This window comes from Pseudomonas sp. BB438 (genome assembly GCF_057180225.1).
Window position 1 is genome coordinate 6,241,623 of the sequence record NZ_CM170001.1, and the last position, 24,794, is coordinate 6,266,416.

Below are 24,794 nucleotides of genomic sequence, written 5' to 3' on the forward strand. Positions count from 1 at the left end.
GTCTAGACACTCGGCTTGTGGGACGGTTTGAACAGGCGCAGCAAAGCCGGGGCAGAGCCCGCGCCCACGAGGAACAGGGTGATAAGGCCGCACACGGCCAGCGCCGCCAGCAGCCACAGGCGCTCGCCGGAGCGGGCCAGCAGCGCGTAGACGGGCTCGCTGAGCAGCAGGCCGGCAGCGCTGAGGGCAGCGATCTGCAGGGTGTCGCGCATCCATGCGCCATGCAGGCCGGGAGCGAAGGTGCGATGCACGATCGCCGGCCAGATCAGGAACGACACCAGGCGCAGACCGAACCAGCACATCGCCACGCCAAGCACGCCGTAGAGGTAGGCGCTGGCGATCACCAGGGGCACGGTCACCACGGCGGAGACGACGCTGTACCAGACGTGCATGCGCAGCAGGCCGTGGGCGTATTGCAGGTAGAACTGGAAGCTGGCCACCGCCAGCAGGCCTGAGCCGAGTACGTACCAGGCGAGGATCGGCCGGCACCAACTGGCGGCCACGGCATCGCCGCTCCAGGCCAGAACCAGGTCATGACCATGAGCGGCGATTACCGCGACCATCGGGAACAGCAGCACGCAGACGAACCGGTTCGCCTTGAGATAGAGCTGCTGCATGTCTTCGTGGCGCTCTTCGGCGACCAGCACGGTCATGCGCGGCAGCAGGGACTGCGCCAGCGGATTGACCAGCGTGAGAATGCCGCCAGCGATGAGCGCCACCAGGGAGAAGTAACCGTACTGCTGCAATGGCAGCAGGTTCGACAGCAGGACCTTGTCCAGTTGGGTGAGCACGATCCACAGGCAAGAGGTGAAGGACATGCCCAGGGCGAAGGGCAGCACCGGGCGCACGGTGTCCCAGCAGAAGCGAGTCAGCAGGCGCACGTCCATCCACAGGTAGGCCTTTCCGCCCAGCAGCAATGCCTCGATCAGCGACACCACCACCTGGAACTGGAAGAACACCAGCGGGTCCTGGCTGACCTGCGCCACCAGCAGCAGGCCGCCGAAGTAGCGCAGGGTGGTGATGAACACGTTCACCGCGTTGATGAATGCGTGCAGCTCCTGCCCCTGCAGCGCACTGCGGTACAGGGTGGCGTAGAGCCGCAGCGCCACGAGCAGGCCCATCAGGCTGATGCACTGCGCCACCAGCTCGGGCGAGAGCTGCTGCACGTTGAGCCAGCGCCCCGCGATCCAGGTACTGCCGCCCCATACAGCCAGGCTGCTGAGGAAGGTCAGCGGCAGCAGGATCAGCTCGAAGGAGCGCAGCAGGCGGGCCTGGCCCTGGTCCTCGCCACTGGCGCCACGCCCGTGGGCGACCTGGCGCACCAGCGCCGGCGACAGCCCCATATCCAGCAGCAGCAACCAGCTCTGCAGCACCGCGAAGAAGCCGATCAGGCCATAGGCCTCGGCCCCGAGGTGGCCGAGGTAGAACGGCTGGATCAGGATGCCGATGACGATGGCGTACGCCTGCCCTGCGTAATTGATCAGGGTGTTGCGGACCATCGACAGCGAACGTGCGGTGCGCATGATCGTCCCCTTACACCGCGACGGCGACGCGGCCGCTTTCCAGCAGCAGCACTTCGATCACCGCGCGCTGTATCTCCTGGGGTAGACCTGGGTACAACGGCAGGCAGAGGATGCGCTGGCTCAGCGCGCGGGACAGAACCTGCGGCTCCTGCGGGGCGAGGTAATCGAGGGTGTCCAGCGACGGGTAGAAGTAGCGGCGCGGGTTGACCCCGATCTCGTTCAGTGCGCTACGCACGCGCAACACCTGGGCTTCGTCGCGCAGGCCGATGGGGTAGTAGCTGTTGTTCAGCCGGGCGTAGCTCTCGCTGACCTGCAGGTCGTAGTAGCCGCTGAGCGCGGCGGTGTAGCGGGCGGCAATCTCCTCGCGCTGGGCAAGGATGCTGTCGATGTCGTCGAGCACGCACAGGCCCATGGCAGCGGAGAACTCGTTGAGCTTGGCATTGATCCCCAGACCGACGATCTGGTCGACGCCGGCGATACCGAAGTTGCACATCAGGCGGATCTGCCTGGCCAGTTCGTCATCCGAGGTGACGATGGCGCCACCCTCGATGGTGTGGAACAGCTTGGTGGCGTGGAAGCTCAGGGTGGTGGCGTCACCCCAGGCCAGCACCGAGCGGTCGCGGTAGCGCGAACCGAAGGCGTGGGCGCCGTCGTAGATCACTTTCAACTGGTTGCGCTGGGCCACCGCCTGAATCTCCTCCACCGCACACGGATTACCAAACACGTGGGTGGCGACGATGGCGGTGGTATCCGGCGCAAGGCTGGCTTCGATGCGCGCAGGGTCGAGGTTCCAGGTCCGCGCGTCGATGTCGGCGAAGCGCGGGCGGATGCTCTCCCACTGCAGCGTGCTGCTGGTGGCAACGAAGCTGAAGGGGGTGGTGACGGCACTGCCGGTCACGCCCAGGGCCCGGTAGGCCACCTGCAGGGCGATGGTGCCGTTGTTGGTGAGAATCACATGGCGAACGCCGAAGTAGTCCTGCAGGCGCTCCTCCAGTTCGGTCGCAAAGGGGCCATGGTTGGTGATCCAGCCGGAGGCATAGATCTGTTCCACGTAGCCCTTGAACTTGTCCAGGTTGCCCAGGTACGTCTTGGTCACATTGATCACGGTCGCATCCCTCAGTGGATGGAAAGTCCGTTAGCTGGCGGATTCGGAAGCGGCGCAGGTACCGCTCAACCCAGCGCCGACAGCGCGAAGGGCGCATCGTCGATCCGGGTGTCCATGGATTCCGCGGCTGCCGGCGCGCGACGCGCCAGGTGCTCCTGCAGGGCCTCGATGACCCGGCCACTGGCATCGTGGTGGAACTGCCAGACGCCGTAGATGCGGCTGTCGAAGGAGCGCTCGCTGCCCAGCATCGGGTTGGCCGCCAGGCCCGAGCCCAGGCCGAAGCTGTACAGGCCGGGAATCGGCTGGCCGGTGTGGTCACGCAGGCAACCGGCGGCGTCGGAATCCAGCCCGCCCTTGCTCTCGCGCACCTGCAGGAGCTCGCCGTTGGCACGACGCAGCGCCGGCAGGCACGGCTGGTAGCCGATGGCCTGGACGATCACGCCGTCCTCGCTGCAGCACTGCTCCAGGCGTTTGCGCACCACAGGCGAACGGTCATCCAGGCGCAGCAGCTCGACCTTCACCCGGGTGCCGCTGACCACACCGTTGGAAAGCACGTCGGTGCCGACCTGGTGGGCGCGATAACGCAGGCCGCCGGAACGGTTGACCCGGCCGGAAACCGGGCAGACATCCATGCCCTCGTCCACCCCGTAACCGGCCGCGCGGGCCTCCTCGACACTCTCGAAGAAGAGGCGGATCGGCGCGCGGTGCAACAGGGTGATCTGCTCCAGCCCCAGGCAATCCAGGGCGCAGGCCAGGTTGTCGAGGATCGAGAAGGCGCTGTGTGAACCACCGACCACCGTGAAGCGGCTGCCCGGGGTGACACGATCGCCGAACAGCTCCACCAGTTCGGCAGGGTTCAGGCTCAGCAGCGCATCGGAGGAGTAGACCGTGGGGCCGTCGTGGGAGAGCTGCAGGTCCTGCTCGGCCAGGCTCCAGTTCAAATACTCGCGGTTCTGCCGGCCGCCCAGGTTCATCACCAGGGCGCCGGCATCGATCTGCCCGGTGTGGGAGCCGCTGCGCAGCGCCAGCTGGAAGCTGCCGTCGTCCTGCGCGGTGATCTTCTCGATGCGCGTACCCAGCGCCACTTCGACACCCAGGTGTTCGGTGACGTGACGCATGAAGAGCGTCGAGGCATGCGCCAGCAACTCGCCTACCTGGGTGAGCATCGGCGCGCCGTGGGGATCGTTCTGCAGGGCGCGGAACGCCGGGGAATGTGCCAGCGGCGCGAAGAGCGGCAACAGCGCCGGATCACGCAGGCAGTCGAGGAACACATCGCCCACCGAGTTGGCGGTGATGTGATAGTCCCCCAGCCGGCCGCGGCCGACCGCCAATGCAGCATCCACGACCAACAGCCCCTCACGGGCGAGGTTCGCCAGCGCACCGGTCTTGTAGGCGTTGAACAGGAAACCCATCCCTGCTGGGCCGGCGCCGCCGACCACACAGGCATAGTTGGAACGAAGCGATTGCTCGGCCATCAGCCTTGACTCCCAGCGCGGCGTGGCGCGCGGCTCTCGTGATACCGGCACTGTCGGCCGGCAAGGTCGCGGCGCTCGCGTCGGAATTCCGTCATTCGCGGCGCAGCCGCTTCCGCGCGCCCCTTCGTCGGGAAGGTCGCGGGCGTCAATCCGGAATTGAAAGCGAACACCTGCAGAAGCACTTCGGCAGTGGGCCAAAGTTGCTGTTTCAGGCATGAAACAAATAGCGTCTGGCGCGGCCCCGGTTCAGCGCCAAGTTCATGTTTGTTACACCTCGAAGTGCCGGCATAACAAAATTTCGAACTAAGAGCCTGAGCCCGTCTAAACTTTTTATTAGCGCCATGAAGACTGGCGCCAAACTTACAGAGTTTCATAAGAGAGACACTTCCAGCGGGGGAAGCACTGCTCTTCTTCTTTGACAGAACACTGTTCGAAGTTCCGTCGTTATCCATTTCTCCAGCGGCCATCGTCACTCACTCCAGTCCAGGAGATGCTCTAAGCCGGGCCATTGGCAAAATTCGAAGACAAGGCTACCGCCCGAGTTCGAATGACCCGATTCGATTAACGACAATCAACTGTTCGTCCCTGGAGTGGCCGTTATTTTTCGCTGGGCAAAGCTACCGCCCTTCGGCCAAGTTCCGAAAATCTGGAAAAACAAAAGCAAAAATCTATCGCGCTTCCGCAGTCAGGTGCTGACGGAAGTTGTCAGGCAGCGATAGAAAGTGACAGGAAGAAGAGGTGGCAGAATCTTCCATGACACACTGCTCGTGCGACTGCTCCCTGAGGTGTCTCATCCAGACACCACACGATATTGCTATGTGAATAGTAATAGTGGGGGGGGTGAATGCATGTCAACGTAGGAAGCGATCCTACGTCAGGATTCCGACAAAAGGCAAATCATGCTTTTTAAGTCATTGATTTATAAGGCGCCATAAACATGTCACGGGCATTTTGACAGCATCCTCATACCGCCACGGATCTACGACGAAGGTATTAGTCGAATGGCGTTAATGTCGTCGGCGCAACGCTCGGGAGTGTTTCATCCCTGAACTATGCGGTCCTTGCCGGTGCGCTTTGCCTGATACAGGGCCGCGTCGGCTCGGCTGTAGAGCGCGGAAAGATTCTGGTCATCAGGCTGTAACAGCGTCAGCCCCTGGCTGATGGTGACGCTGAAGAAATGCTCGGCCTCGTTGAAGCGCAGACGCTGGACTTCGCGCTGCAGGCGTTCGCCGATCTGCCGCGCCATGTTCTCGTCGCAACCAGGCAGCAGCACGGCGAACTCCTCGCCGCCGATACGACCGAACAGGTCACCACGGCGCAACGCGCCGGCACCGCTCTGGGCAATGCGCTGCAGTACCACGTCGCCAACCTGATGGCCGTAGACGTCGTTGATCTTCTTGAAGTCGTCCACGTCCAGCAGCAGGAAGGCCAGCGGCGTGGAGGTGGCCTTGCAATCGCGGAAGGCCTGCTCGGCACTGTCGAAGAAGTAGCGGCGGTTGCTGCTCTGGGTCAGCACGTCAGTGGTGGCCAGGCGGTGCAGCTCGGTCTCCAGATGCTTCTTGTCGGTGATGTCCTCGGCGATACCGACGATCATCAGCGGCAGTCCGGCCTCGCTGTGCTGGCTGACGAAGCACTTGTCGCTGAGCCAGCGCACTTCCCCATCCGCCCGCAGGATGCGGTATTCGCGCTGCTCGATGGCGCCGCGTTCCAGCACTTCCTGCAGGGTGCTCTGGGCGTACTCCAGGTCATCGGGGTAGATGCAGTTGCGCCACTCGTTGTAGTCCGCCAGCACCAGCGCGGCAGGGCGGCCGAAGATGCGCTCGTACGCCGGACTCACGTAGACCATGCGCTGCGCCTGCCAATCGAAGGCCCAGAGTACCGAGTTCACGCTCGCCAGCAGGGCACTGAAGAGCTGTTCGCGCTCTTTCAGGCGCGTCACCTCGGCGCGACTGTGCAGCAGTGCCAGCAAAGCCTCTTCCTGATCGGCCGGCAATTTATTCTCATCCATGTATCAGCATCCTCCCGCTCATTGACCGGGGCTATGACCGCAAACTACGCCAGGCTGCTGCAAATTAAACGAAAAGCCCGCCGAACGGCGGGCTTTTCTGAGACGCATCTCTCAACGTCCTAGGACGTTTCCGCTAATCAGACGGCAGGGCGCAGGGAGTAGGTCTTCAACTGCTCGGCGAACTCGCGCAGGGACTGGATGCCGCTGGCCTCCGCCTCGTGCACCCACTGCTTGATCGCGGCGAGCATGTCATGGCCGTTGGCGCTGGTTTTCACCCAGATCTGCTGCAGGGCCAGGCGCTTCTCGTAGATCACCTGCAGGGACTGGCTTTGCGCGAGCAGGTCCTGGATGCGCGCATGGTGGCGGTCTTCCAGCAGGCTGGTTTCACGCGACAGCAGGCGCTTGGCGCGGCGGAACAGGTGGCGCACCGACTCGTCCGCCTTGGCCAGCTCCTGCTTCACCAGCGGACCGATCACCAGCTTGCGGTACTGGGCCATGATCTGGAAACGGTTGTTGAGGATGGCCATGGCGGTGTCCATGTCCAGGCTGCCCTTGCCTTCGACGCGATGGGCGATGGGCGCCACGCGGGCGACCCTGGCCAGGCGCAGGAAGCAGAACACCTTGATCCAGGCCCAACCCAGGTCGAACTCCCACTTCTTCACCGACAGCTTCGCCGAGTTCGGGTAGGTGTGGTGGTTGTTGTGCAGTTCTTCACCGCCGATCAGGATGCCCCAGGGCACCAGATTGGTAGCGGCGTCACGGCATTCGAAGTTGCGGTAGCCGACGGCGTGGCCAAGGCCGTTGATGACGCCGGCGGCCCACACGGGGATCCACATCATCTGCACGGCCCAGACGGTCATGCCGAGCACACCGAACAGGGCGAGGTCGATGATCGCCATCAGCACGATGCCGCCAATGGGGTAGCGCGAGTAGACGTTACGCTCGATCCAGTCTTCCGGGCAGTTCTTGCCGTAGATACGCAGGGTGTCGGCGTTCTCCGCCTCCTTGCGATACAGCTCGGCGCCGGTGCGCAACACGGTGCCCAGGCCCTTGTACACCGGGCTGTGCGGGTCGTCGGCGGTTTCGCACTTGGCGTGGTGCTTGCGGTGGATGGCGGTCCACTCGCGGGTGTTCATGGCAGTGGTCATCCACAGCCAGAACCGGAAGAAATGCTGCAACGCCGGATGCAGGTCGAGCGCCCGGTGTGCCGAATAGCGGTGCAGATAGACAGTGACGCTGACGATGGTGATGTGCGTCAGGACCAGAGTGACCGCCACCAATTGCCACGGCGACAGGTCAAGGAAACCGTTGTACCACATAGGCGATACTGTACCTCGGAAGGGGTGTGGACTACGTCCTGCGGAACAGGGACAGCCCGCATTATCACCAAGCGGGTCCGGATTACCATCCGGTCTTTTAGATACGAACGCGGCCAAGTGGCCGTCATTTATACTGCGCAGCCAATAAATCCAACCCACTACCGCATGAATCCACGCCTCAGCGCCCTGCGCATCAGTTTCCTGTATCTGGTCGTCGCCACCCTCTGGGTCTGGCTGGGTGACCAATGGTTACAAAATGTCCTGCTCGACCCCGCCTCACTGGCGCGAGCGCTGGTGCTGAAAAAATACGTGTTTCTCGCGATCACCTTCCTGCTGCTGTTTTTCCTGCTCTGGCGGCACTTTCGCCAGCAGTACGCCGCCTTCGCCGCGCTCGCCGACAAGGAACAACGCCTGAGCCGCGCCTTCGCGGTAGTCGAGGACGGTATTTGGGACTGGGACCTGGAAACCCAGCGCGTCTACTACTCGCCGGGCTATGCGAACCTGATCGGCCTGCCGCTGGAACACCTGAGCGATGACCTGCTGCTCTGGGAACACCGTCTGCACCCGGACGACCGCGCACGCATCCTGGCCCTGCACCAGGACTGCATCCAGGGCTTGCGCACGCGTCTTGAATGCGTCTACCGCATTCGCCATGCCGACGGCAGCTACCGCTGGGTTCGCAGCAGCGGCCGTCTGACCCGCGCCGAAGACGGCCGCCCCCTGCGCCTCACCGGCGTCAACCGCGACATCACCCACCAGCGCAGCAACGAAGATCACCTGCGCCAGGCCGCTGCGGTGTTCGAAGCGACCCAGGAAGGCCTGCTGGTGACCGACGCACGCGGGGTGATCGTGCACATCAACCCATCTTTCACGCGCATCACCGGCTATACCGCCGAGGACGTGCTCGGCGGCCAGCCATCGCTGCTCAAGTCCGGTCGCCAGGATGCCGTCTTCTACCAGCACATGTGGGCCGCCCTGGATGAGCATGGCGTGTGGAGCGGTGAGATCTGGAACCGCCGCAAGAGCGGCGAGGTGTACCCGCAGTGGCAGCACATCCGCGCCGTGCGCAATGACGAGGGCGAACTGACCCACTACGTCGCGGTGTTCTCCGACCTCAGCAGCCTCAAGCGCTCGCAGCACGAACTGGACTTCCTCGCCCACCACGACCCGCTCACCGGCCTGCCCAACCGCCTGCTGCTGCGCGAGCGCATCGAGCAGGCGCTGGCCCGCGCCGAGCGCGAACAGGGCGGCGGCGCACTGCTGAGCATCGACCTCGATCACTTCAAGCACATCAACGACAGCCTCGGCCACAACATCGGCGACCTGCTGATCCGCGCTGTGGCCGAACGCCTGGAGCAGTGCCTGGACGAGCGTTGCTCCCTGGCGCGCCTGGGTGGCGACGAGTTCGCCGTAGTCCTCGAAAGCCAGCAACCTCATCACGCCAGCAGCCTCGCCCAGCGCCTGCTGGAAGCGATGAGTGCGCCCTTCGAGATCAACGAGCAGATCATCTACATATCGGTGAGCCTGGGCGTCAGCCTGTTCCCCGAGGACGCGCGCAACGTCGATCTCCTGCTGCAGCACGCTGACGCCGCGCTGTTCCAGGCCAAGGCCAGCGGGCGCAATCTCTACGCCTTCTATACCCCCGAACTGACCGCCCGCGCGCGCTCCCACGTACAGGTGGAATCGGCGCTACGCCACGCACTGGATCATGACGAGCTGCGCCTGTATTTCCAGCCGGTGCACGACCTGGCCACAGGCCGCATGGTCGGCGTCGAATCGCTGGTGCGCTGGCAGCACCCGCAACAGGGCCTGATCGCTCCCGGCGAGTTCATCCCCGTCGCCGAGGAAAGCGGACTGATCACCGCCATCGACACCTGGGTGCTGGATCAGGCCTGCCGCCAAATGCGCCAGTGGCTGGATGCGGGCATCGGCCTGGACTTCATCGCGGTCAATGTCTCCAGCCGGCTGTTCGGCCGCGGCGGTCTCGAAGAGCGCGTGGCCCTGGCTCTGGAGCAGAGCGGCCTGGAGCCGCATCACCTGGAGCTGGAAGTCACCGAAAGCGCGGTGATGGAAAACTTCGACCAGGCCCTGGAGCTGCTTTGCCAGCTGCGCCTGCTGGGCGTGCACCTGGCCATCGACGACTTCGGCACCGGTTATTCCTCGCTGATGCGCCTCAAGCGCATGCCGGTGCACAAGCTGAAGATCGACCAGGGCTTCGTCGCCGGCCTGCCGGACGAATCCGAAGACGCCGCCATCGCCTGCGCGGTGATTGCCCTGGGCCAGAGCATGGGCCTGCAGGTGGTCGCCGAAGGCATCGAGCGGCCCGATCAGGCCGCCTTCCTCCTCACCCACGCCTGCAATTTTGGCCAGGGGTACTGGTATGGCGCCCCACAGCCGGCCGATATCCTGAGGCCACAACTGCCTCGCAGTACCGCGTGAATCCACGCTAAAAACTTTCGGATATATAAAAATTCTTAAACAGTATTTTTAAGAATATCCAGCTCCTGCCTAAGATGCGCTCACACCGCACGCGCCGTTGGTGAATCGGCCGGTGGTCAACCCATTAGGAGCAGATACCCATGAGCGCAACCCTCCGTAGCCTGGACGGCCAGGACGAAGCCAACATCCTGCGCGAAGTGCAGAGCGCCCTGCGTGGCCTGCGTTTCGGCGCCGTCGAGATCACCGTGCACAACGGCCAGGTCGTGCAGATCGAGCGCAAGGAAAAATTCCGCCTGCAGCAGAGCCCCGGCAAACCCGCCTGAGCCCCCGGACCTCAAAGCAGCGAACACGACTGGACCCCCGGAGCGTCGCCATGACCGACCTGCCCCACCGGTACTGCAGCAGCCAGCCACGAATGCGTGGCTGAGATCGCCCCCCGAAAGACCCTGCCCAACAAACATAAAGAACTGCATTTTTTTCAGGAGCTGCACATGTCCATCCGCCGTTTCGCCCTGGCCGCCCTCGCCAGCGCCCTCATCGCCGGCCCCGTATCCGCCGCGACCCAACTGCTCAACGTTTCCTACGACCCGACCCGCGAGCTGTACCAGGCCTACAACGCCGCCTTCATCAAGCACTGGAAGGCCCAGGGCGGCGACGACCTGACCGTGCAGCAATCCCACGGTGGCTCGGGCAAGCAGGCCCGCGCCGTGATCGACGGCCTGAAGGCCGATGTGGTGACCCTGGCCCTGGCCGGCGACATCGACGAACTGAACAAGCTGGGCAAGCTGCTGCCCGCCGACTGGCAGGCCCGCCTGCCGGACAACAGCACCCCCTACACCTCGACCATCGTGTTCCTGGTGCGCAAGGGCAACCCGAAAGGCATCAAGGACTGGGGCGACCTGACCAAGCAGGGCGTGGAAGTCATCACCCCGAACCCGAAGACATCCGGTGGCGCCCGCTGGAACTTCCTCGCCGCCTGGGCCTGGGCGAAGAAGCAGTACGGTAGCGACGAGAAAGCCCAGGAATACGTGCAGAACCTGTACAAGCACGTTCCGGTTCTGGACACTGGCGCCCGCGGTTCGACCATCACCTTCGTCAACAACAACATTGGCGACGTGCTGCTGGCCTGGGAAAACGAAGCCTTCCTGGCCAAGAAGGAACAGGGTGGCGAGAACTTCGAGATCGTCGTTCCGTCCGTGTCGATCCTGGCCGAGCCGCCGGTGGCCGTGGTCGACAAGACCGTCGACAAGAAAGGCACCCGCAAGGTCGCCGAGGAATACCTGAAATACCTGTACAGCGAAGAAGGCCAGCGCATCGCCGCGCAGAACTTCTACCGCCCGCGTAATGCGAAGGTCGCTGCCGAGTTCGCCAACCAGTTCCCGAAACTGAACCTGGTGACCATCGACAAGGACTTCGGCGGCTGGAAAGAAGCCCAGCCCAAGTTCTTCAACGACGGCGGCATCTTCGACAAGATCTACCAGGCGCAGTGATGCGCCACCCGCCCGGCCTTGCGCCGGGCGTCCCGATCCACGCGGGCCGGTGCACAGCCCGCTTGGAAGGAAAACCCCCGCCCCATGGCGGGGGCACAGAACCTGTTTACGATCTTCCGAGCTAGGGCAGGACAAGGCGAAAACAGACGAGGAAGCGCAGTTTACGAGCTGTAAATGAGCATTCCGAGCCTGTTTTCAACGCAGTCATGCCGACGCGCAGCAGATCGTAATCAGGTTCTCAACGCGTTCACGAGAAAGGACAGACAATGTCGCGACGCATCTCCCCGGTCATACCCGGCTTCGGGCTGACTCTGGGCTACACCCTGGTGTATCTCAGCCTGTTGGTGCTGATTCCGCTGGGGGCCATGTTCCTCAAGACGACCCAGCTCTCCTGGGATCAGTTCTGGACCATCATCACCGCACCGCGCGTCATCGCCGCGCTCAAGCTGAGCTTCGGCACCGCGCTGATCGCCGCCCTGATCAATGGCGTGATCGGCACCCTGCTGGCCTGGGTGCTGGTGCGCTACCGCTTCCCGGGACGCAAGATCATCGACGCGATGATCGACCTGCCCTTCGCCCTCCCCACCGCCGTCGCCGGTATCGCGCTCACGGCGCTGTACGCGCCCAACGGTCTGGTCGGCCGCTTCGCCACCGAGATCGGCCTGAAGATCGCGTACACCCCGCTGGGCATCACCCTGGCGTTGACCTTCGTGGTCCTGCCCTTCGTCGTGCGCACGGTGCAGCCGGTGCTGGCGGACATCCCGCGTGAAGTGGAAGAAGCCGCCGCCTGCCTGGGCGCCAAGCCGTTGCAGGTGTTCCGCCACGTGCTGCTGCCGGCGCTGCTGCCGGCCTGGCTGACCGGCTTCGCCCTGGCCTTCGCCCGCGGCGTCGGCGAGTACGGCTCGGTGATCTTCATCGCCGGCAACATGCCGATGAAGACCGAGATCCTGCCGCTGCTGATCATGGTCAAGCTGGACCAGTACGACTACACCGGCGCCACCGCCATCGGCGTGCTGATGCTGGTCGTCGCCTTCGTCCTGCTGCTGCTGATCAACCTGCTGCAACGCCGCATCGAAACGCCTTGAGGAGCGCGCCATGAGTACCGCAAGCCTTTCCGCCGCGGCCGCTGCCAACGCGGCTCGCCGAGGTAATGTGTGGGGCCGCCGCGCCCTGATCGCGCTGGCCTGGCTGGCCTTCGCCCTGTTCCTGCTGCTGCCGCTGTTCGTGGTGCTGAGCGAGGCGCTGAAGCAGGGCTTCGGCACCTTCTTCGAAGCCATCCTGGAACCCGACGCGCTCGCCGCACTGAAGCTGACGCTGATCGCCGTGGGCATTTCGGTGCCGCTGAACCTGGTGTTCGGCGTCGCCGCTGCCTGGTGCGTGACCAAGTTCGAGTTCCCCGGCAAGAGCATCCTGGTGACCCTGATCGACCTGCCGTTCTCGGTCTCGCCGGTAATCGCCGGCCTGATCTACGTGTTGCTGTTCGGCGCCCAGGGCTACTTCGGCCAGTGGCTGTCGGACCACGACATCCAGATCGTCTTCGCCGTGCCCGGCATCGTCCTGGCCACCATTTTCGTCACCTTCCCCTTCGTCGCCCGCGAACTGATCCCGCTGATGCAGGAACAGGGCACGCAGGAAGAGGAAGCCGCGCGCCTGCTCGGCGCCAACGGCTGGCAGATGTTCTGGCACGTCACCCTGCCGAACATCAAATGGGGCCTGATCTACGGCGTGGTGCTCTGCACTGCGCGGGCCATGGGTGAGTTCGGCGCGGTGTCGGTGGTTTCCGGGCACATCCGCGGCGTCACCAACACCCTGCCGCTGCACGTCGAAATCCTCTACAACGAATACAACCACGTCGCCGCTTTCAGCGTCGCCACCCTGCTGCTGCTGATGGCCCTGGTCATCCTGCTGCTCAAGCAGTGGAGCGAGTCCCGCCTGACCCGCGCCAAAGTCAAAGCTGACGATGAATAAGTGAGAGCCACGCCATGAGCATCGAGATCCGTAACGTCAGCAAGAACTTCAACGCCTTCAAGGCACTCAACGACATCAACCTCGACATTCACAGCGGCGAGCTGGTCGCCCTGCTCGGCCCGTCCGGCTGCGGCAAGACCACCCTGCTGCGCATCATCGCCGGCCTGGAAACCCCGGACGCCGGCAACATCGTGTTCCACGGCGAGGATGTATCGCAGCACGACGTGCGCGATCGCAATGTCGGCTTCGTGTTCCAGCACTACGCGCTGTTCCGCCACATGACGGTGTTCGACAACGTCGCCTTCGGCCTGCGCATGAAGCCGAAGAAGGAACGCCCGAGCGAGTCGCGCATCGCCGAGAAGGTCCATGAACTGCTGAACATGGTGCAGCTGGATTGGCTGTCCGACCGCTACCCGGAACAGCTCTCCGGCGGTCAGCGCCAGCGTATCGCCCTGGCCCGCGCCCTGGCGGTGGAACCCAAGATCCTGCTGCTCGACGAACCCTTCGGCGCCCTCGACGCCAAGGTGCGCAAGGAACTGCGCCGCTGGTTGGCGCGCCTGCACGAGGAGATCAACCTGACCTCCGTGTTCGTCACCCACGACCAGGAGGAAGCGATGGAAGTCGCCGACCGCATCGTGGTGATGAACAAAGGCGTGATCGAGCAGATCGGCTCGCCGGGCGAGGTCTACGAGAACCCGGCCAGCGACTTCGTCTACCACTTCCTCGGTGACTCCAACCGCCTGCACATCGGCGGTGACGAGCATGTGCTGTTCCGTCCGCACGAGGTTTCGCTGTCGCGTTCGGAAGTTGCCGAGCACCGCGCCGCCGAGGTCCGCGACATCCGTCCGCTGGGCGCGATCACCCGCGTGACGCTCAAGGTCGACGGCCAGGAGGAGCTGATCGAGGCCGAAGTGGTGAAAGACCACGACAGCCTGACCGGCCTTGCCCGTGGCGAGACGCTGTACTTCAAGCCGAAGGCCTACCAGCCGGTGGCGAATATCTGATCCGGCGGCCTTCCGCCCCATGTTCCTGCGCGGGGGCTTGCCCTCTCCCTTCAGGGAGAGGGGACCGTTCGGAGTGAGATGCGTCCACAGAGCCCGCCGGACAAATTGGGGGCAGGGAGCAGTATTCTCTCAGCCGGCACGGATGGCTTCCTCTCCCTTCAGGGAGAGGGCTGGGGAGAGGGCCTGCGCTTTCCCCTGACTGCCAAACCCTCGTATCCTGCCGACCCTGCTTTCAACAAGGCCCGGCCATGTTCGACGCCCTCCCCCAGCACCTCGAACTGATCGTCCTCACCTTCCTCCTCGCCGGCCTGGTGAAAGGCGTGGTGGGGCTCGGCCTGCCCACGGTCGCCGTCGGGCTGCTCGGGCTGGTGATGCCGCCCATGCAGGCCGCCGCGATCCTCGTCGTCCCCTCCACCGTGACCAACGTCTGGCAGCTCGCCGCCGGGCCGCGCTTCCTCGGGCTGCTCAAGCGCCTGTGGGGCATGCTCGCCGGTATCGTTGTCGGCACCCTCGTGGTGGGCTGGCTGCTGGCTGGGCGCAACTGGCCGGCGGCCACACCGCTGCTGGGCGTGGCACTGATCCTCTATGCACTGCTGGGGCTGTCGAACAAGCGCTTCAGCGTGGCGCCACGGCACGAGCGCTGGCTGTCGCCACTGATCGGCGCGATCACCGGCGGCGTCACTGCCGTGACCGGCGTCTTCGTGATTCCCGCCGTACCGTTCCTGCAAGCGCTGGGCCTGGAGAAGGACGATCTGGTGCAGGCGCTGGGGCTGTCCTTCACCGTCTCGACGCTGGCCCTGGCGATCACCCTCAGCCAGCACGGTTCGCTGCTGCAGGCGGATGTGCTGGGCCTGTCCCTGCTCGCGCTGTTGCCGGCCCTGGCGGGTATGTACCTGGGCACCTGGCTGCGCTCGCGGATCAGCCCATTGGCGTTCCGCCGCTGCTTCTTCGGCGGGTTGCTACTGCTCGGCGCAGATTTGGCAATTCGCGGTCTTTAACCTGTAGCAGCGCGCCGCTCTTTCAGACAAACACCCTGGGCGCGATCGCGGGCTTGTTCCGCTCCTACAGCTCAGTGCTCTCGTCCAGATGGCGCAGCAGGAAGTCCCGGCTCGACTCGATGATCGCCTTCTGGGTCTTCTCGCTGGCGACCATTCGCGCCACCACCAGCGCGCCGACGCACTGTGCCAGCAGCGCCCAGGCATCTTCGTGCGAGCCCAGCGCCTCGGCCCAGGCCTGCTGCAACTCCACCAGCGCATCTTCGGCACTCTGCCGCACGGACTCGTCGGCGCGGGCGATCTCCGCGCCCAGCGCCGGGATCGCGCAGCCGGCGCTGGCGTCCTGCACGTGGCTGACGCTCAGGTAGCGCTTCAGGCCGCGCTCCAGGCGGGCACGATCCAGCACCTTGCCCTTGGCGGCCAGGCGCTCGACGCTCTGGTGCAGTTCGCGTTCGACGATGGCGGCGAACAGCTCGTCCTTCGACCCGAAGTGGTTGTAGAACGCCCCGCCGGACAAGCCCACCGCCTTCATCAGCGCGTCCACGCCGCTGGTGGCGAAGCCGCCCTGCTTGGCGAGCGCGCCGCTGCTGTCGAGCAGGCGCTGGCGGGTTTCTTCCTTGTGGGTGGCTGAGTAGCGCATCGGGGCGACTCCGTCGAAGCGGTTGACGATGTCTCGCAGATTAACATAACGTTCGTTTACCTAACGACCGTTTACCCACTTTCGCGCCAACCGCAGAGGAAACGAGAATGTCGAACAAGAAAGTCGTCCTGGTCATCGGCGCCGGCGATGCCACCGGCGGCGCCATCGCCCGCCGCTTCGCCCGCGAAGGCTACGTCGCCTGCGTCACCCGGCGCTCGGCGGACAAGCTGCAACCACTGGTGGATCAGATCCGTGCAGACGGGGGCGAGGCCCACGGTTTCGCCTCCGACGCACGCAAGGAAGAGGCGGTGATCGAGCTGGTCGAAACCATCGAGCGCGACATCGGCCCCATCGAAGCCTTTGTCTTCAATATCGGCGCCAACGTGCCCTGCAGCATCCTCGACGAGACCGCGCGCAAGTACTTCAAGATCTGGGAAATGGCCTGCTTCTCCGGCTTCCTCACCGGCCGCGAAGTGGCCAGGCGCATGGTCAAGCGCCAGCGCGGCACGATCCTCTTCACCGGCGCCACCGCCGGCCTGCGCGGGGCCTCGGGCTTCGCCGCCTTCGCCGGAGCCAAGCACGGCATCCGCGCCCTGGCCCAGAGCATGGCCCGCGAGCTGGGACCGATGGGCCTGCACGTCGCCCATGTGGTGGTGGACGGCGCGATCGACACCGAGTTCATCCGCGAGACGTTCCCCGAGCGTTACGCACTGAAGGACCAGGACGGCATCCTCGCCCCCGAGCATATCGCCGACAGCTACTGGTACCTGCACTCCCAGCCACGCGATGCCTGGACCTTCGAACTCGACCTGCGCCCGTGGATCGAGCGCTGGTGATCCGCCCACAACGACAACAAGAAAGAGAGCCACTCATGAGCAAGAGCGTCGAGTTCTACTTCGATTTCGGCAGCCCGACTTCCTACCTCGCCTACACCCAGCTGCCGGCGATCTGCGCCGAGGCCGGTGCAGCGCTGGTCTATCGCCCCGTGCTGCTGGGCGGTGTGTTCCAGGCTACCGGCAATGCATCGCCCATCGCCATTCCGGCCAAGGGTCGCTATACCCTGGTCGACATGACCCGCTTCGCCCGCCGCTACGGCGTGCCGATGAAAATGAACCCGCACTTCCCGATCAATACCCTCACCCTGATGCGCGCCGCCACCGGCATGCAGCTGCGCCAGCCGGAGCGCTTCGAGGCGCTGCTGGCCTGCGTGTTCAAGGGCATGTGGGTGGACGCACTGAACCTCGGTGATCCGGCGGTACTCGGCCCGTTGCTGGCCGAGGCGGGGTTCGATCCGCAGGCGCTGCTGGCACTGACCGCCGAGCAGGCGGTGAAGGACGCGCTGAAGGCCAACACCGAGGCAGCGATCAAGCGCGGGATGTTCGGCGCACCGACGATGTTCGTCGGCGACGAGATGTTCTTCGGCCAGGATCGCCTCGACTTCGTTCGCGAGGCGTTGGCATAAATCGGTTCGCATCCTGCAGAGCCGCTGCCGAGCACCCATCCTACCAATCATCATCGGCGAAGCCCGGCGTAAAGCGTTCGCGAGCAAGCTCGCTCCTACAGGTCAGCGCCGGAGTGCTCTTCGTAGGAGCGAGCTTGCTCGCGAACATCACAGCGCCAGAGTCTCCGACCGGCGCAGCCCGAAGAACTCAAGCTCCGCCAGCAGCAGGACCACCAGCGCCTGGCCGATGACGAAGGCGTAACCGAGGGCGGTCGGCTGCACATAGCCGGTCACCAGCAGGGCGACGCTCTCCACCACCCACAGCGCGTTCAAGGCGATCACCGCCCAGACTCCGGTGCGCGACAGCACGGTCTGGTTGCTCATCCAGTAGAGCACCAGCGCCAGCGGCAACAATACGATCCCCGCGACCAGCAGCAGGACGAAGGGCAGACCGAACAGCTCACCCAGCGGCTGCGCGGCCAGGGCCATCAGCAGGCCCAGGGCGCCACCGGCGAGGGCATCGACTTTCAGGGTGAGGCGAAGCAGCGGGGAGGATTGCAGCAGAGTCATGGCGAAGCTCCTTCAGGTATCGCCACCGGTTGGCGGCGTGTGGCTGAAGAATCCGCCCGAGACGTAGGGGCGTCGATTACCTGCCAGGTAATGGCCGCTCCGTGACGACAGGTCTATCGTTCGATGCCATGACCCGCACTGCCATGAACGGTCCAGCGATGAACAGTCCCGCCCAGAACACCCCGGCCCACCCCGTCGGCGCCCTGCTCCGCCAATGGCGCCAGCGCCGCCGGCTCAGCCAGCTCGACCTCGCCTGCGACGCGGAGATTTCCACGCGCCACCTGAGCTTCGTCGAAACCGGTCGAGCCCTTCCCAGCCGCGAGATGCTCCTGCACCTGGCCGAACAACTGGACATCCCGCTGCGCGAACGCAACCGCCTGCTCAGCGCTGCGGGCTACGCCCCGGTGTATTCGGAGAAGGGGCTGGATGACCCTGCGCTGACCGTGGCCCGGCAGGCCATCGACCAGTTGCTCAAGGCCCACGAGCCGAACCCGGCGATGGTGGTGGATCGCCATTGGAACCTGCTGGCCTCCAACCGCACGGTGGATATCTTCCTGATCGGCGTCGATCCGGAACTGCTGCAACCGCCGATCAACGTGCTGCGCATGAGCCTGCACCCCAAGGGGCTGGCACCGCGCATCCTCAATCTCGGCCCCTGGAAGGCACATGTGGTGGAGCGCCTGCAGCGCGACTTCGAGGCCAGCGGCGATCCCGCGCTGGCGGCGCTGCGTGACGAGGTGGCGGCATATCCGGCACCGCCCTACGACGAGGCGGCCAGCGGCGACATGGTGCTGATCCCCGTGCAGTTACAGACGGAGCTGGGCGTGTGCAGCCTGATCGGCACCATCACGGTGTTCGGTACGCCTGTGGACGTGACGCTGTCGGAGCTGGCCCTGGAAACCTTCTTCCCGGCCGACCCCGACAGCGCCCGCATCCTGCGCCAGCTCAGCGGCAGCGACTGAGTCGAATCAGGCGGTCGCCTTCTTCTCGCGGATGCAGGTGGGGCCGGCGCGCTCTTCCACGGCGTGGCGCACGTCGTCGCGCAGGCCGAGCAGGAAGGCCGCTTCGGCGGCGACGAACAGCGGGCCGACGATCAGCCCGGTCAGGTCATCGACGAACGCGGGCTTGCGGCCCTCGTACCAATGGCCGACGAACTGGATGATCCAGCCCACCACGAACAGGCCGATGCCCCAGGTGAGCCAGTACGCCGTCGTGCCGGCAGCCAGCGCCGCGCCGATCCACAGCGACAAAGCCAGCAGCGCAGTCATCAACAGGCCGAAGCGCAGGTCCAGGCGCAGGTAGAAGACCACCGAGGCCAGCGCCAGCAACATGGCGGGCGAGACCAGCAGGCCGGCCAGCTCGACGCCGGGACGCGACAGCAGGGTGGCGATGGCCAGCACGATCATCGGGATCCCGATGAAATGGCTGACGATGTTCCGCCGGTCACGGTGGTAGGCGGCATATTGGGCAAGATGATCGACCAGAGTTTTCATTGTTGTTCTCCCGCAAGGTACTGGCATGATGGCGATCTGTGCCCTGCCACTCTGTCAGCTAGCCGACACTGCCCATGACCGACGCCAAGCCCTACCTCGCCTGCCTGCACGATGGCCGCTGGTTCCAGACCCTCCCCGAGGGCCTGCGCCAGGCGCTGTGCGACGCCGCCGTGGTGCGCCGCCTGCCCGCCGGCCAGCGCCTGTTCGCCCGCGGCGATGCGCCGTGCGGCCTGTATTGCGTGGTGGAAGGCGCGATGCGCGTCAGCGTGGTCGGCGAGACCGGCAAGGAAGCGTTGCTGGCGCTGGTGGAGGCGCCCAACTGGTTCGGCGAGATCTGCCTGTTCGACGGCCAGCCGCGCACCCACGACGCCTACGCGGAGGGCGCCACCGTGCTCCTGCAGGTGCCCCTGGCCCCGCTGCAGGCGCTGCTGGCGCAGCACCCGGAATACTGGCGCGACTTTGCCCTGCTGATGAGCCACAAGCTGCGCATCACCTTCGCCGTGCTGGAGGAACTGTCGCTGCTGCCCGCCGCGCCGCGCCTGGCCCGGCGCCTGCTGATGATCGCCGAGGGCTACGGCGAGTCGGCTACCGCCAAACGCGAACTGCACCTGCCCCAGGAGCAACTGGCGGCAATGCTCTCGCTGTCGCGGCAGACCACCAACCAGATCCTCAAAGACCTTGAGTCCCAAGGCATCGTACGGCTGAGCTATGGCGGCATCGAGATCCTCGACCGCGAGCGGCTGCGTCTGGCTGCGCACGCTTGATCCTGTCCTGTCGCGTCTAGAACAAAAGCCAGGCGAGTCTCGACACGCTTCGATGGCCGCGCACACTATCGCCCCGCTCTAATGCGTCCGCCGCCGCGCTGACTCCGACAGCCCGCGCCAGAGCGGCACCCGAATCCACCGCAAGACAGCAAGGCGGCTGGCGCCCTCGCGCCAGCCGCAAGGGAATCCTATGCGCCTTTCGAAACTCCTCTGGGCCCTCGCCCTGACCGCGCCGGCCCTGGCGATGGCCGACGACCGCGGCCTCTACGTCGGGGGCGGCGTCACCCGCCTCGAGATCGACGACCGCTCCTTCGATGACCACGACAACAGCTACAAGCTGTACGCCGGCTACCGCTTCAACAATTACCTGTCCCTGGAAGGCGCGGTGGTCGACTTCGGTGATATGAGCGACGGCAAGAAGCACTTCGACGGCCAATCCCTGCAGGCCAACGTCCACCTGGGCTTCCCCATCGGCCAGCGCATCCGCCTGTACGGCATCGCCGGCGTACACGCCTGGCACGCCGATGACGACACCGCCGGCAAGTCCGACGACGTGGACGCGCTCTACGGCTTCGGTGGCGAGATGGACGTGATCGGTGGCCTGGGCGTGCGCCTGGAGCAGGAATACCTGGACGTCGGCGACATCGATCTCGACCAGACCACCTTGTCAGCTTACTGGCGCTTCTGACGTCGGCCAGCTCCCCTCAAGCCCGGCGGAAGGTCCGGCTCTCTCCCCAGAGCAGGTCCTCCCCCTCCTGACCTTCCGCCGGCACCTCCTCCCGTACCAGGCAGCTCCGCGCCCCCGGCATCACCTGCGCAAATCACTCTTTCGGTCGGTTGCAGCGGCCTCGTTCGCGGCTAGCCTTGGGATAGCTGCGTTTCTGGCGCCAGAAAGACACACACCCGGCGATTCGCGCGGCTCACAATAACAATAAGGACGCCCCCGCCATGTTCGATATCGTTCGTGGGTTCATGCTGTGCTGTTTCGGACTCTTCGCCCTCGCCGCCCAGGCCAACCTGCCCAGCGAGGAACTGCAGTTGCAGACCCTGCAGGTCTACACCTGCCGCACGATCAACAGCCTGTTGCTGCTGCGCGGCGAAGGCTTCCAGGAAAACCACGCCGCCCAGCTGGAGAAGGACCTGGCTACGCTGGACAACGCCGTCAAGGGCTACCCCAAGGCAGATGATGCGCTGCGCAAGGCCCACGTCGAGTTCGTTACCCAGATTCGCAACGGCGTTTCCTACGGCCCCAAGGAAGACGACCTGCCGTGGCGCTACAACCAGGAGCTGAGCCGCGCCCTGCGCGAGTTGCTGACCCAGATTGAACGCTTCGTTCCCGCCAGCGCCGATCCCAGACAGATTCCGTTATGGGAACTGCCGGTGCGTGTCGAGTACCTGGCCACCCAATACCTGGGGCGTGCCTACATCAGCGGTCTGGAGCTGGCCCGCGAGCAGCCCCAGGAATACCTCGGCCAGGATGAAAGCGTGCTGGTACCGCTGCTGACCCAGCGCATCGAACAGTTGCCTGACAGCGACGCGACCAAGAAGCTGCGCACCCGCTGGGAATACCTGAGCAAGGCACTGCTGGACATGAACAGCAAAAGCAACTCTGGCGTCAGCGCCTCCGGCCGGCCCTGGGCGCCGATCATCGTCGAGCGCAACGCCCGGGCCGTCTCCGGCCAGCTCATGCTGCTCAGTCAGCAGTAAGGCCTCAGGCAGGAATCGCCTCCGGCTCGCACTCCACCGCTGGCGCGGCGGGCGTGCTGTCTGCAGTTGCGGGCGCCTGCATCTCGTCGCGATCCAGGTCGGCGGCGCGGCCGACCAGCAGCGGATCCGCAGGGTGGGCAATCTTCTCGTCCTTGCCCGGGTAGTCCAGCGTATGCAGGAAGTGTCGCAGGCAATTGAGGCGCGCACGCTTCTTGTCGTCGGACTTCACCACCACCCAGGGAGCATCCGCGGTGTCGGTGTGGAAGAACATCGCTTCCTTGGCCTGGGTGTAGTCGTCCCAGCGGTCCAGCGACTGGATGTCGATGGGCGACAGCTTCCAGTGCTTGAGCGGGTCGTCACGCCGCGAGACGAAGCGGCGCAGCTGTTCCTCGCGGCTCACCGAGAACCAGTACTTGAAGACCAGGATGCCGTTGCGCACCAGCATCCGCTCCAGCTCCGGCGTCTGCTGCATGAACTCCAGGTACTGGCGCGGCGAGCAGAAGCCCATCACCCGCTCGACGCCGGCGCGGTTGTACCAGGAGCGGTCGAAGAAAACGATCTCGCCCGCCGTTGGCAGGTGCTGGATATACCGCTGGAAGTACCACTGGCCCCGCTCGGCGTCGCTGGGCTTTTCCAGGGCGATGACCCGAGCGCCGCGCGGGTTGAGGTGTTCCATGAAGCGCTTGATCGTGCCGCCCTTGCCCGCGGCGTCCCGCCCCTCGAACAGTACGACGATGCGCTGCCCGGTTTCCTTCACCCAGCTTTGCACCTTGAGCAATTCGACCTGCAACTGCTCCTTGAGGTGCTCGTATTCGCGGCGCTGCAGACGCTTGCGATAGGGGTAACTGGCAGGCAGACCGGCGGAACCGGAATCCTCGTTCGTGCCGCGCGGCGCCATGGCGACTTTCAGGGCTACCGGACCGTGGCTCTGGGCGAGGATATTCTCGCCACCCTGGGTGGGAGCCGCATCGGCAACGGCGATGGCAGGGGCTGCGAGCAGTTTGGGGTCGGGACTGGGCATGGTCTCCTCCTGTGAGACGGTGATCGACGAAGGGGTTCCCCCCACTCTGCGCACCCCTGCACCACGCCCTTTTGACCGACATCAATACCCCTGTCGGGATAGCACCAACGAAATTTCGGAAAGTCGCGAAGCTGCTTTACAGCCAGCCTTTGTACTTGAACCAGTAGTAGGGAATGATCGCCGAGACCACCATCGCCACCAGCGCCATCGGGTAGCCCTCTGCCCAGGCCAGCTCCGGCATGTGGGTGAAGTTCATGCCGTACACGGTGCCGACCAGTGTCGGCGGCAGGAACAGCACGGCGGCGATGGAGAACACCTTGATGATGCTGTTCTGCTCGATGTTGATCAGGCCCAGGGTGGCATCGAGCAGGAAGGTGATTTCACCAGCCATCTTCGACTGATACTCGCTGAGCGAACGCACGTCACGCTCCACCGACTTCATGCCCAGCTTCACGTCGTCGCTGATCCAGCCGTTGCTGCCCTGGCGGAAGTAGGCCAGTGGCCGGCTGATGCTCAGCAGGCTCTCGTTGAGCTTGGACAGCAGCGAGTTGCCTCGCCCCAGTTGCTTGACGATCTCTTGCAGGTCGGCCTTGCCGCCGCTGGCCTGGCCTTCCCGGAAGATGCCGTTGGACAACGTGTCGAGCTGCTGCTGTACCGTCTCCAGCACGTCGGCGATGCGGTCCACCACGCTGTCCATCAACGTCACGAACAACTGGTCGCTGCGTCCCTCGCAGCCGCCGCGCTGGGTGCGCGATTCGAAGGCGCGGAAGGCCAGCAGATCGGTGTAGCGCACCGTCACCAGCCAGTTCGGGGTCAGCACGCAGGTGACTTCCGAAGCGTTCGGCTTGTGCTCGCGGATACCGCCCACCACGGTGGTGGTCATGTACAACGCGCCCTTGCTCTCGTAGAAACGCGAGGAGTCCTCGATCTCGGCCATCTCCTCGCGGGTCGGCACATCGACCTCGATGATCGACTCGAGCAACTGCTCTTCTTCCGCCGTGGGCTGGAACAGGTCGATCCACAGCGTGTCCTTGGGCATGCCGTGGCATTCATTGCCGTTGTGGCGTACCAGGCGGTCGCCGACGAGGGTGTAATAGGTGATCATGTCGCCCGACAATCCTTTTACGCACCTGAAGTTGCCCCGCAGGTTGGCCAACTTCCCGGCGCTTCACAAGCCCATCGGAGCATCCCGTGATGAGCGAGCAAGACGATAGCGAAGAGTCCTTCGCCGAAGACACCCTGATCCAGGCCATCGAGAACCAGATCGAAAGCGAGAGCCCGGCAGCCGCCCGCGCGGTGTTCAACAAGCTGACGCTGGTCGGCTACGAGCGCGAGGACGCCCTGCACCTGATGGCCCTGGTGCTCGCCCACGAGATCGAAGCGATGCTGGCCGAGGACCGCCCGTTCAACGGCGAATGGTACGAACAGGCCCTGCGCGCGCTGCCCACCCTGCCCGACGGCACCATTGCCGAATGAGACAGCGGCACAACAGCGCTTGCCGAACCGGTCGGACTTGAGACTACACTGAAGCCTCATTGACCATCGGGAGTTAGAAGAATGGCTTTCACCAAAGAAATGGTTGAGGAACTGGACCTGCTGGCTTTGTATGACCTGGAGAACAGCCAGGCCGGGTTGAAAGTGCATCATGACGCTTCCGCCGAGGCCGTTGCGGCCGCAGGCCGGCTCCATGCCAAGGGCCTGATCGACAAACAGGACGGCGGTTATCTCACCAGCCTGGGTCTGGACGCCGCGGAGCACGCCCAGGTCCTGCTCGGCATCCTGCGCAGCTGACCTCAAGTTCCCCCGCGAGCGGGCGATAAACTGGCACACTT

25 protein-coding genes are annotated in these 24,794 nt (G+C 64.7%); 15 read left to right on the forward strand and 10 right to left on the reverse strand.

Features of this window, described 5'->3' with window-relative positions:
• Positions 1-2 precede the first annotated feature (2 nt).
• The 5 genes from AC1ZV1_RS28670 to desA all read right to left on the reverse strand — a co-directional run bounded on the left by AC1ZV1_RS28670 (position 3) and on the right by desA (position 7,430).
• Entirely contained in the window at positions 3-1,523 is a 1,521-nt protein-coding gene (locus tag AC1ZV1_RS28670) for a lipopolysaccharide biosynthesis protein (protein ID WP_484294721.1), read from the reverse strand.
• A 10-nt stretch (positions 1,524-1,533) separates the two neighbouring features.
• Complete coding sequence (locus AC1ZV1_RS28675) at positions 1,534-2,628, reverse strand: DegT/DnrJ/EryC1/StrS family aminotransferase (RefSeq protein ID WP_484294722.1); 1,095 nt, start codon at positions 2,626-2,628, stop codon at positions 1,534-1,536.
• A gap of 65 nt (positions 2,629-2,693) precedes the next feature.
• Positions 2,694-4,103 (reverse strand): hypothetical protein, encoded by a 1,410-nt coding sequence (locus AC1ZV1_RS28680; RefSeq protein WP_484294723.1) that lies wholly within the window; start codon positions 4,101-4,103, stop codon positions 2,694-2,696.
• Between the two features lie 1,039 nt (positions 4,104-5,142).
• A complete protein-coding gene (locus AC1ZV1_RS28685; RefSeq protein WP_484294724.1) occupies positions 5,143-6,111 on the reverse strand; it encodes a GGDEF domain-containing protein in 969 nt (322 codons plus the stop codon).
• A gap of 137 nt (positions 6,112-6,248) precedes the next feature.
• Positions 6,249-7,430 carry a delta-9 fatty acid desaturase DesA gene (desA, locus tag AC1ZV1_RS28690; protein WP_484294725.1) on the reverse strand — a complete coding sequence of 394 codons (1,182 nt, stop codon included), beginning with the start codon at positions 7,428-7,430 and terminating at the stop codon, positions 6,249-6,251.
• Positions 7,431-7,595: 165 nt separating this feature from the next.
• Between desA and AC1ZV1_RS28695 the strand changes: the two genes are divergently transcribed.
• The 7 genes from AC1ZV1_RS28695 to AC1ZV1_RS28725 all read left to right on the forward strand — a co-directional run bounded on the left by AC1ZV1_RS28695 (position 7,596) and on the right by AC1ZV1_RS28725 (position 15,329).
• The gene (locus AC1ZV1_RS28695) at positions 7,596-9,869 is read left to right on the forward strand and encodes a putative bifunctional diguanylate cyclase/phosphodiesterase (protein ID WP_484294726.1); all 2,274 of its coding nucleotides are present in this window, start codon (positions 7,596-7,598) and stop codon (positions 9,867-9,869) included.
• Between the two features lie 140 nt (positions 9,870-10,009).
• Entirely contained in the window at positions 10,010-10,192 is a 183-nt protein-coding gene (oscA, locus tag AC1ZV1_RS28700) for a sulfur starvation response protein OscA (protein ID WP_017520779.1), read from the forward strand.
• Positions 10,193-10,360: 168 nt separating this feature from the next.
• Entirely contained in the window at positions 10,361-11,359 is a 999-nt protein-coding gene (locus tag AC1ZV1_RS28705; protein ID WP_484294727.1) for a sulfate ABC transporter substrate-binding protein, read from the forward strand.
• Positions 11,360-11,625: 266 nt separating this feature from the next.
• The gene (gene cysT / locus AC1ZV1_RS28710) at positions 11,626-12,444 is read left to right on the forward strand and encodes a sulfate ABC transporter permease subunit CysT (protein WP_017520777.1); all 819 of its coding nucleotides are present in this window, start codon (positions 11,626-11,628) and stop codon (positions 12,442-12,444) included.
• A 10-nt stretch (positions 12,445-12,454) separates the two neighbouring features.
• Positions 12,455-13,327 (forward strand): sulfate ABC transporter permease subunit CysW, encoded by an 873-nt coding sequence (cysW, locus tag AC1ZV1_RS28715; RefSeq protein WP_207886711.1) that lies wholly within the window; start codon positions 12,455-12,457, stop codon positions 13,325-13,327.
• Positions 13,328-13,341: 14 nt separating this feature from the next.
• Positions 13,342-14,331, forward strand: a complete 990-nt coding sequence (locus AC1ZV1_RS28720; protein WP_484294728.1) for a sulfate/molybdate ABC transporter ATP-binding protein — start codon at positions 13,342-13,344, stop codon at positions 14,329-14,331.
• Between the two features lie 248 nt (positions 14,332-14,579).
• Positions 14,580-15,329: a sulfite exporter TauE/SafE family protein gene (locus AC1ZV1_RS28725; RefSeq protein WP_484294729.1), complete on the forward strand. Its 750-nt coding sequence runs from the start codon at positions 14,580-14,582 to the stop codon at positions 15,327-15,329.
• A 64-nt stretch (positions 15,330-15,393) separates the two neighbouring features.
• Here AC1ZV1_RS28725 and AC1ZV1_RS28730 read toward each other — a convergent pair whose 3' ends face one another.
• On the reverse strand, positions 15,394-15,966 hold the full coding sequence (locus AC1ZV1_RS28730) for a TetR/AcrR family transcriptional regulator (RefSeq protein ID WP_484294730.1): 573 nt from the start codon (positions 15,964-15,966) through the stop codon (positions 15,394-15,396).
• A 107-nt stretch (positions 15,967-16,073) separates the two neighbouring features.
• Here AC1ZV1_RS28730 and AC1ZV1_RS28735 point away from each other — a divergent pair, with 107 nt between their 5' ends.
• Together AC1ZV1_RS28735 and AC1ZV1_RS28740 are read left to right on the forward strand one after the other, a co-directional pair.
• Complete coding sequence (locus tag AC1ZV1_RS28735; RefSeq protein WP_484294731.1) at positions 16,074-16,802, forward strand: SDR family oxidoreductase; 729 nt, start codon at positions 16,074-16,076, stop codon at positions 16,800-16,802.
• A gap of 35 nt (positions 16,803-16,837) precedes the next feature.
• Positions 16,838-17,428 carry a 2-hydroxychromene-2-carboxylate isomerase gene (locus AC1ZV1_RS28740; protein ID WP_484294732.1) on the forward strand — a complete coding sequence of 197 codons (591 nt, stop codon included), beginning with the start codon at positions 16,838-16,840 and terminating at the stop codon, positions 17,426-17,428.
• A 147-nt stretch (positions 17,429-17,575) separates the two neighbouring features.
• Here the strand turns inward: AC1ZV1_RS28740 and AC1ZV1_RS28745 are convergent, their stop codons facing one another.
• Positions 17,576-17,977 (reverse strand): hypothetical protein, encoded by a 402-nt coding sequence (locus AC1ZV1_RS28745; protein WP_484294733.1) that lies wholly within the window; start codon positions 17,975-17,977, stop codon positions 17,576-17,578.
• Between the two features lie 158 nt (positions 17,978-18,135).
• Between AC1ZV1_RS28745 and AC1ZV1_RS28750 the strand changes: the two genes are divergently transcribed.
• Positions 18,136-18,939, forward strand: a complete 804-nt coding sequence (locus AC1ZV1_RS28750) for an MmyB family transcriptional regulator (RefSeq protein WP_484297663.1) — start codon at positions 18,136-18,138, stop codon at positions 18,937-18,939.
• Between the two features lie 6 nt (positions 18,940-18,945).
• Here the strand turns inward: AC1ZV1_RS28750 and AC1ZV1_RS28755 are convergent, their stop codons facing one another.
• A complete protein-coding gene (locus AC1ZV1_RS28755; RefSeq protein ID WP_484294734.1) occupies positions 18,946-19,470 on the reverse strand; it encodes an Mpo1 family 2-hydroxy fatty acid dioxygenase in 525 nt (174 codons plus the stop codon).
• A gap of 74 nt (positions 19,471-19,544) precedes the next feature.
• Here AC1ZV1_RS28755 and AC1ZV1_RS28760 point away from each other — a divergent pair, with 74 nt between their 5' ends.
• The 3 genes from AC1ZV1_RS28760 (at position 19,545) to AC1ZV1_RS28770 (ending at position 21,941) form a co-directional block, all read left to right on the forward strand.
• Positions 19,545-20,234: a Crp/Fnr family transcriptional regulator gene (locus tag AC1ZV1_RS28760; RefSeq protein WP_484294735.1), complete on the forward strand. Its 690-nt coding sequence runs from the start codon at positions 19,545-19,547 to the stop codon at positions 20,232-20,234.
• A 190-nt stretch (positions 20,235-20,424) separates the two neighbouring features.
• Positions 20,425-20,922, forward strand: a complete 498-nt coding sequence (locus tag AC1ZV1_RS28765; protein WP_484294736.1) for an outer membrane beta-barrel protein — start codon at positions 20,425-20,427, stop codon at positions 20,920-20,922.
• A 260-nt stretch (positions 20,923-21,182) separates the two neighbouring features.
• Positions 21,183-21,941, forward strand: coding sequence for a hypothetical protein (locus AC1ZV1_RS28770; protein WP_484294737.1), 759 nt, complete (start codon positions 21,183-21,185; stop codon positions 21,939-21,941).
• Between the two features lie 4 nt (positions 21,942-21,945).
• Here AC1ZV1_RS28770 and ppk2 read toward each other — a convergent pair whose 3' ends face one another.
• Both ppk2 and AC1ZV1_RS28780 read right to left on the reverse strand, forming a co-directional pair.
• The gene (gene ppk2, locus AC1ZV1_RS28775; protein ID WP_484297664.1) at positions 21,946-22,839 is read right to left on the reverse strand and encodes a polyphosphate kinase 2; all 894 of its coding nucleotides are present in this window, start codon (positions 22,837-22,839) and stop codon (positions 21,946-21,948) included.
• A gap of 259 nt (positions 22,840-23,098) precedes the next feature.
• A complete protein-coding gene (locus tag AC1ZV1_RS28780) occupies positions 23,099-24,067 on the reverse strand; it encodes a magnesium transporter CorA family protein (RefSeq protein ID WP_484294738.1) in 969 nt (322 codons plus the stop codon).
• A gap of 89 nt (positions 24,068-24,156) precedes the next feature.
• On the opposite strand from AC1ZV1_RS28780, the gene AC1ZV1_RS28785 reads away from it, so the two are divergent.
• Together AC1ZV1_RS28785 and AC1ZV1_RS28790 are read left to right on the forward strand one after the other, a co-directional pair.
• Complete coding sequence (locus tag AC1ZV1_RS28785; RefSeq protein WP_484294739.1) at positions 24,157-24,438, forward strand: hypothetical protein; 282 nt, start codon at positions 24,157-24,159, stop codon at positions 24,436-24,438.
• An 81-nt stretch (positions 24,439-24,519) separates the two neighbouring features.
• Positions 24,520-24,753, forward strand: a complete 234-nt coding sequence (locus tag AC1ZV1_RS28790) for a TIGR02647 family protein (RefSeq protein WP_484294740.1) — start codon at positions 24,520-24,522, stop codon at positions 24,751-24,753.
• The last annotated feature ends 41 nt before the right edge of the window (positions 24,754-24,794 follow it).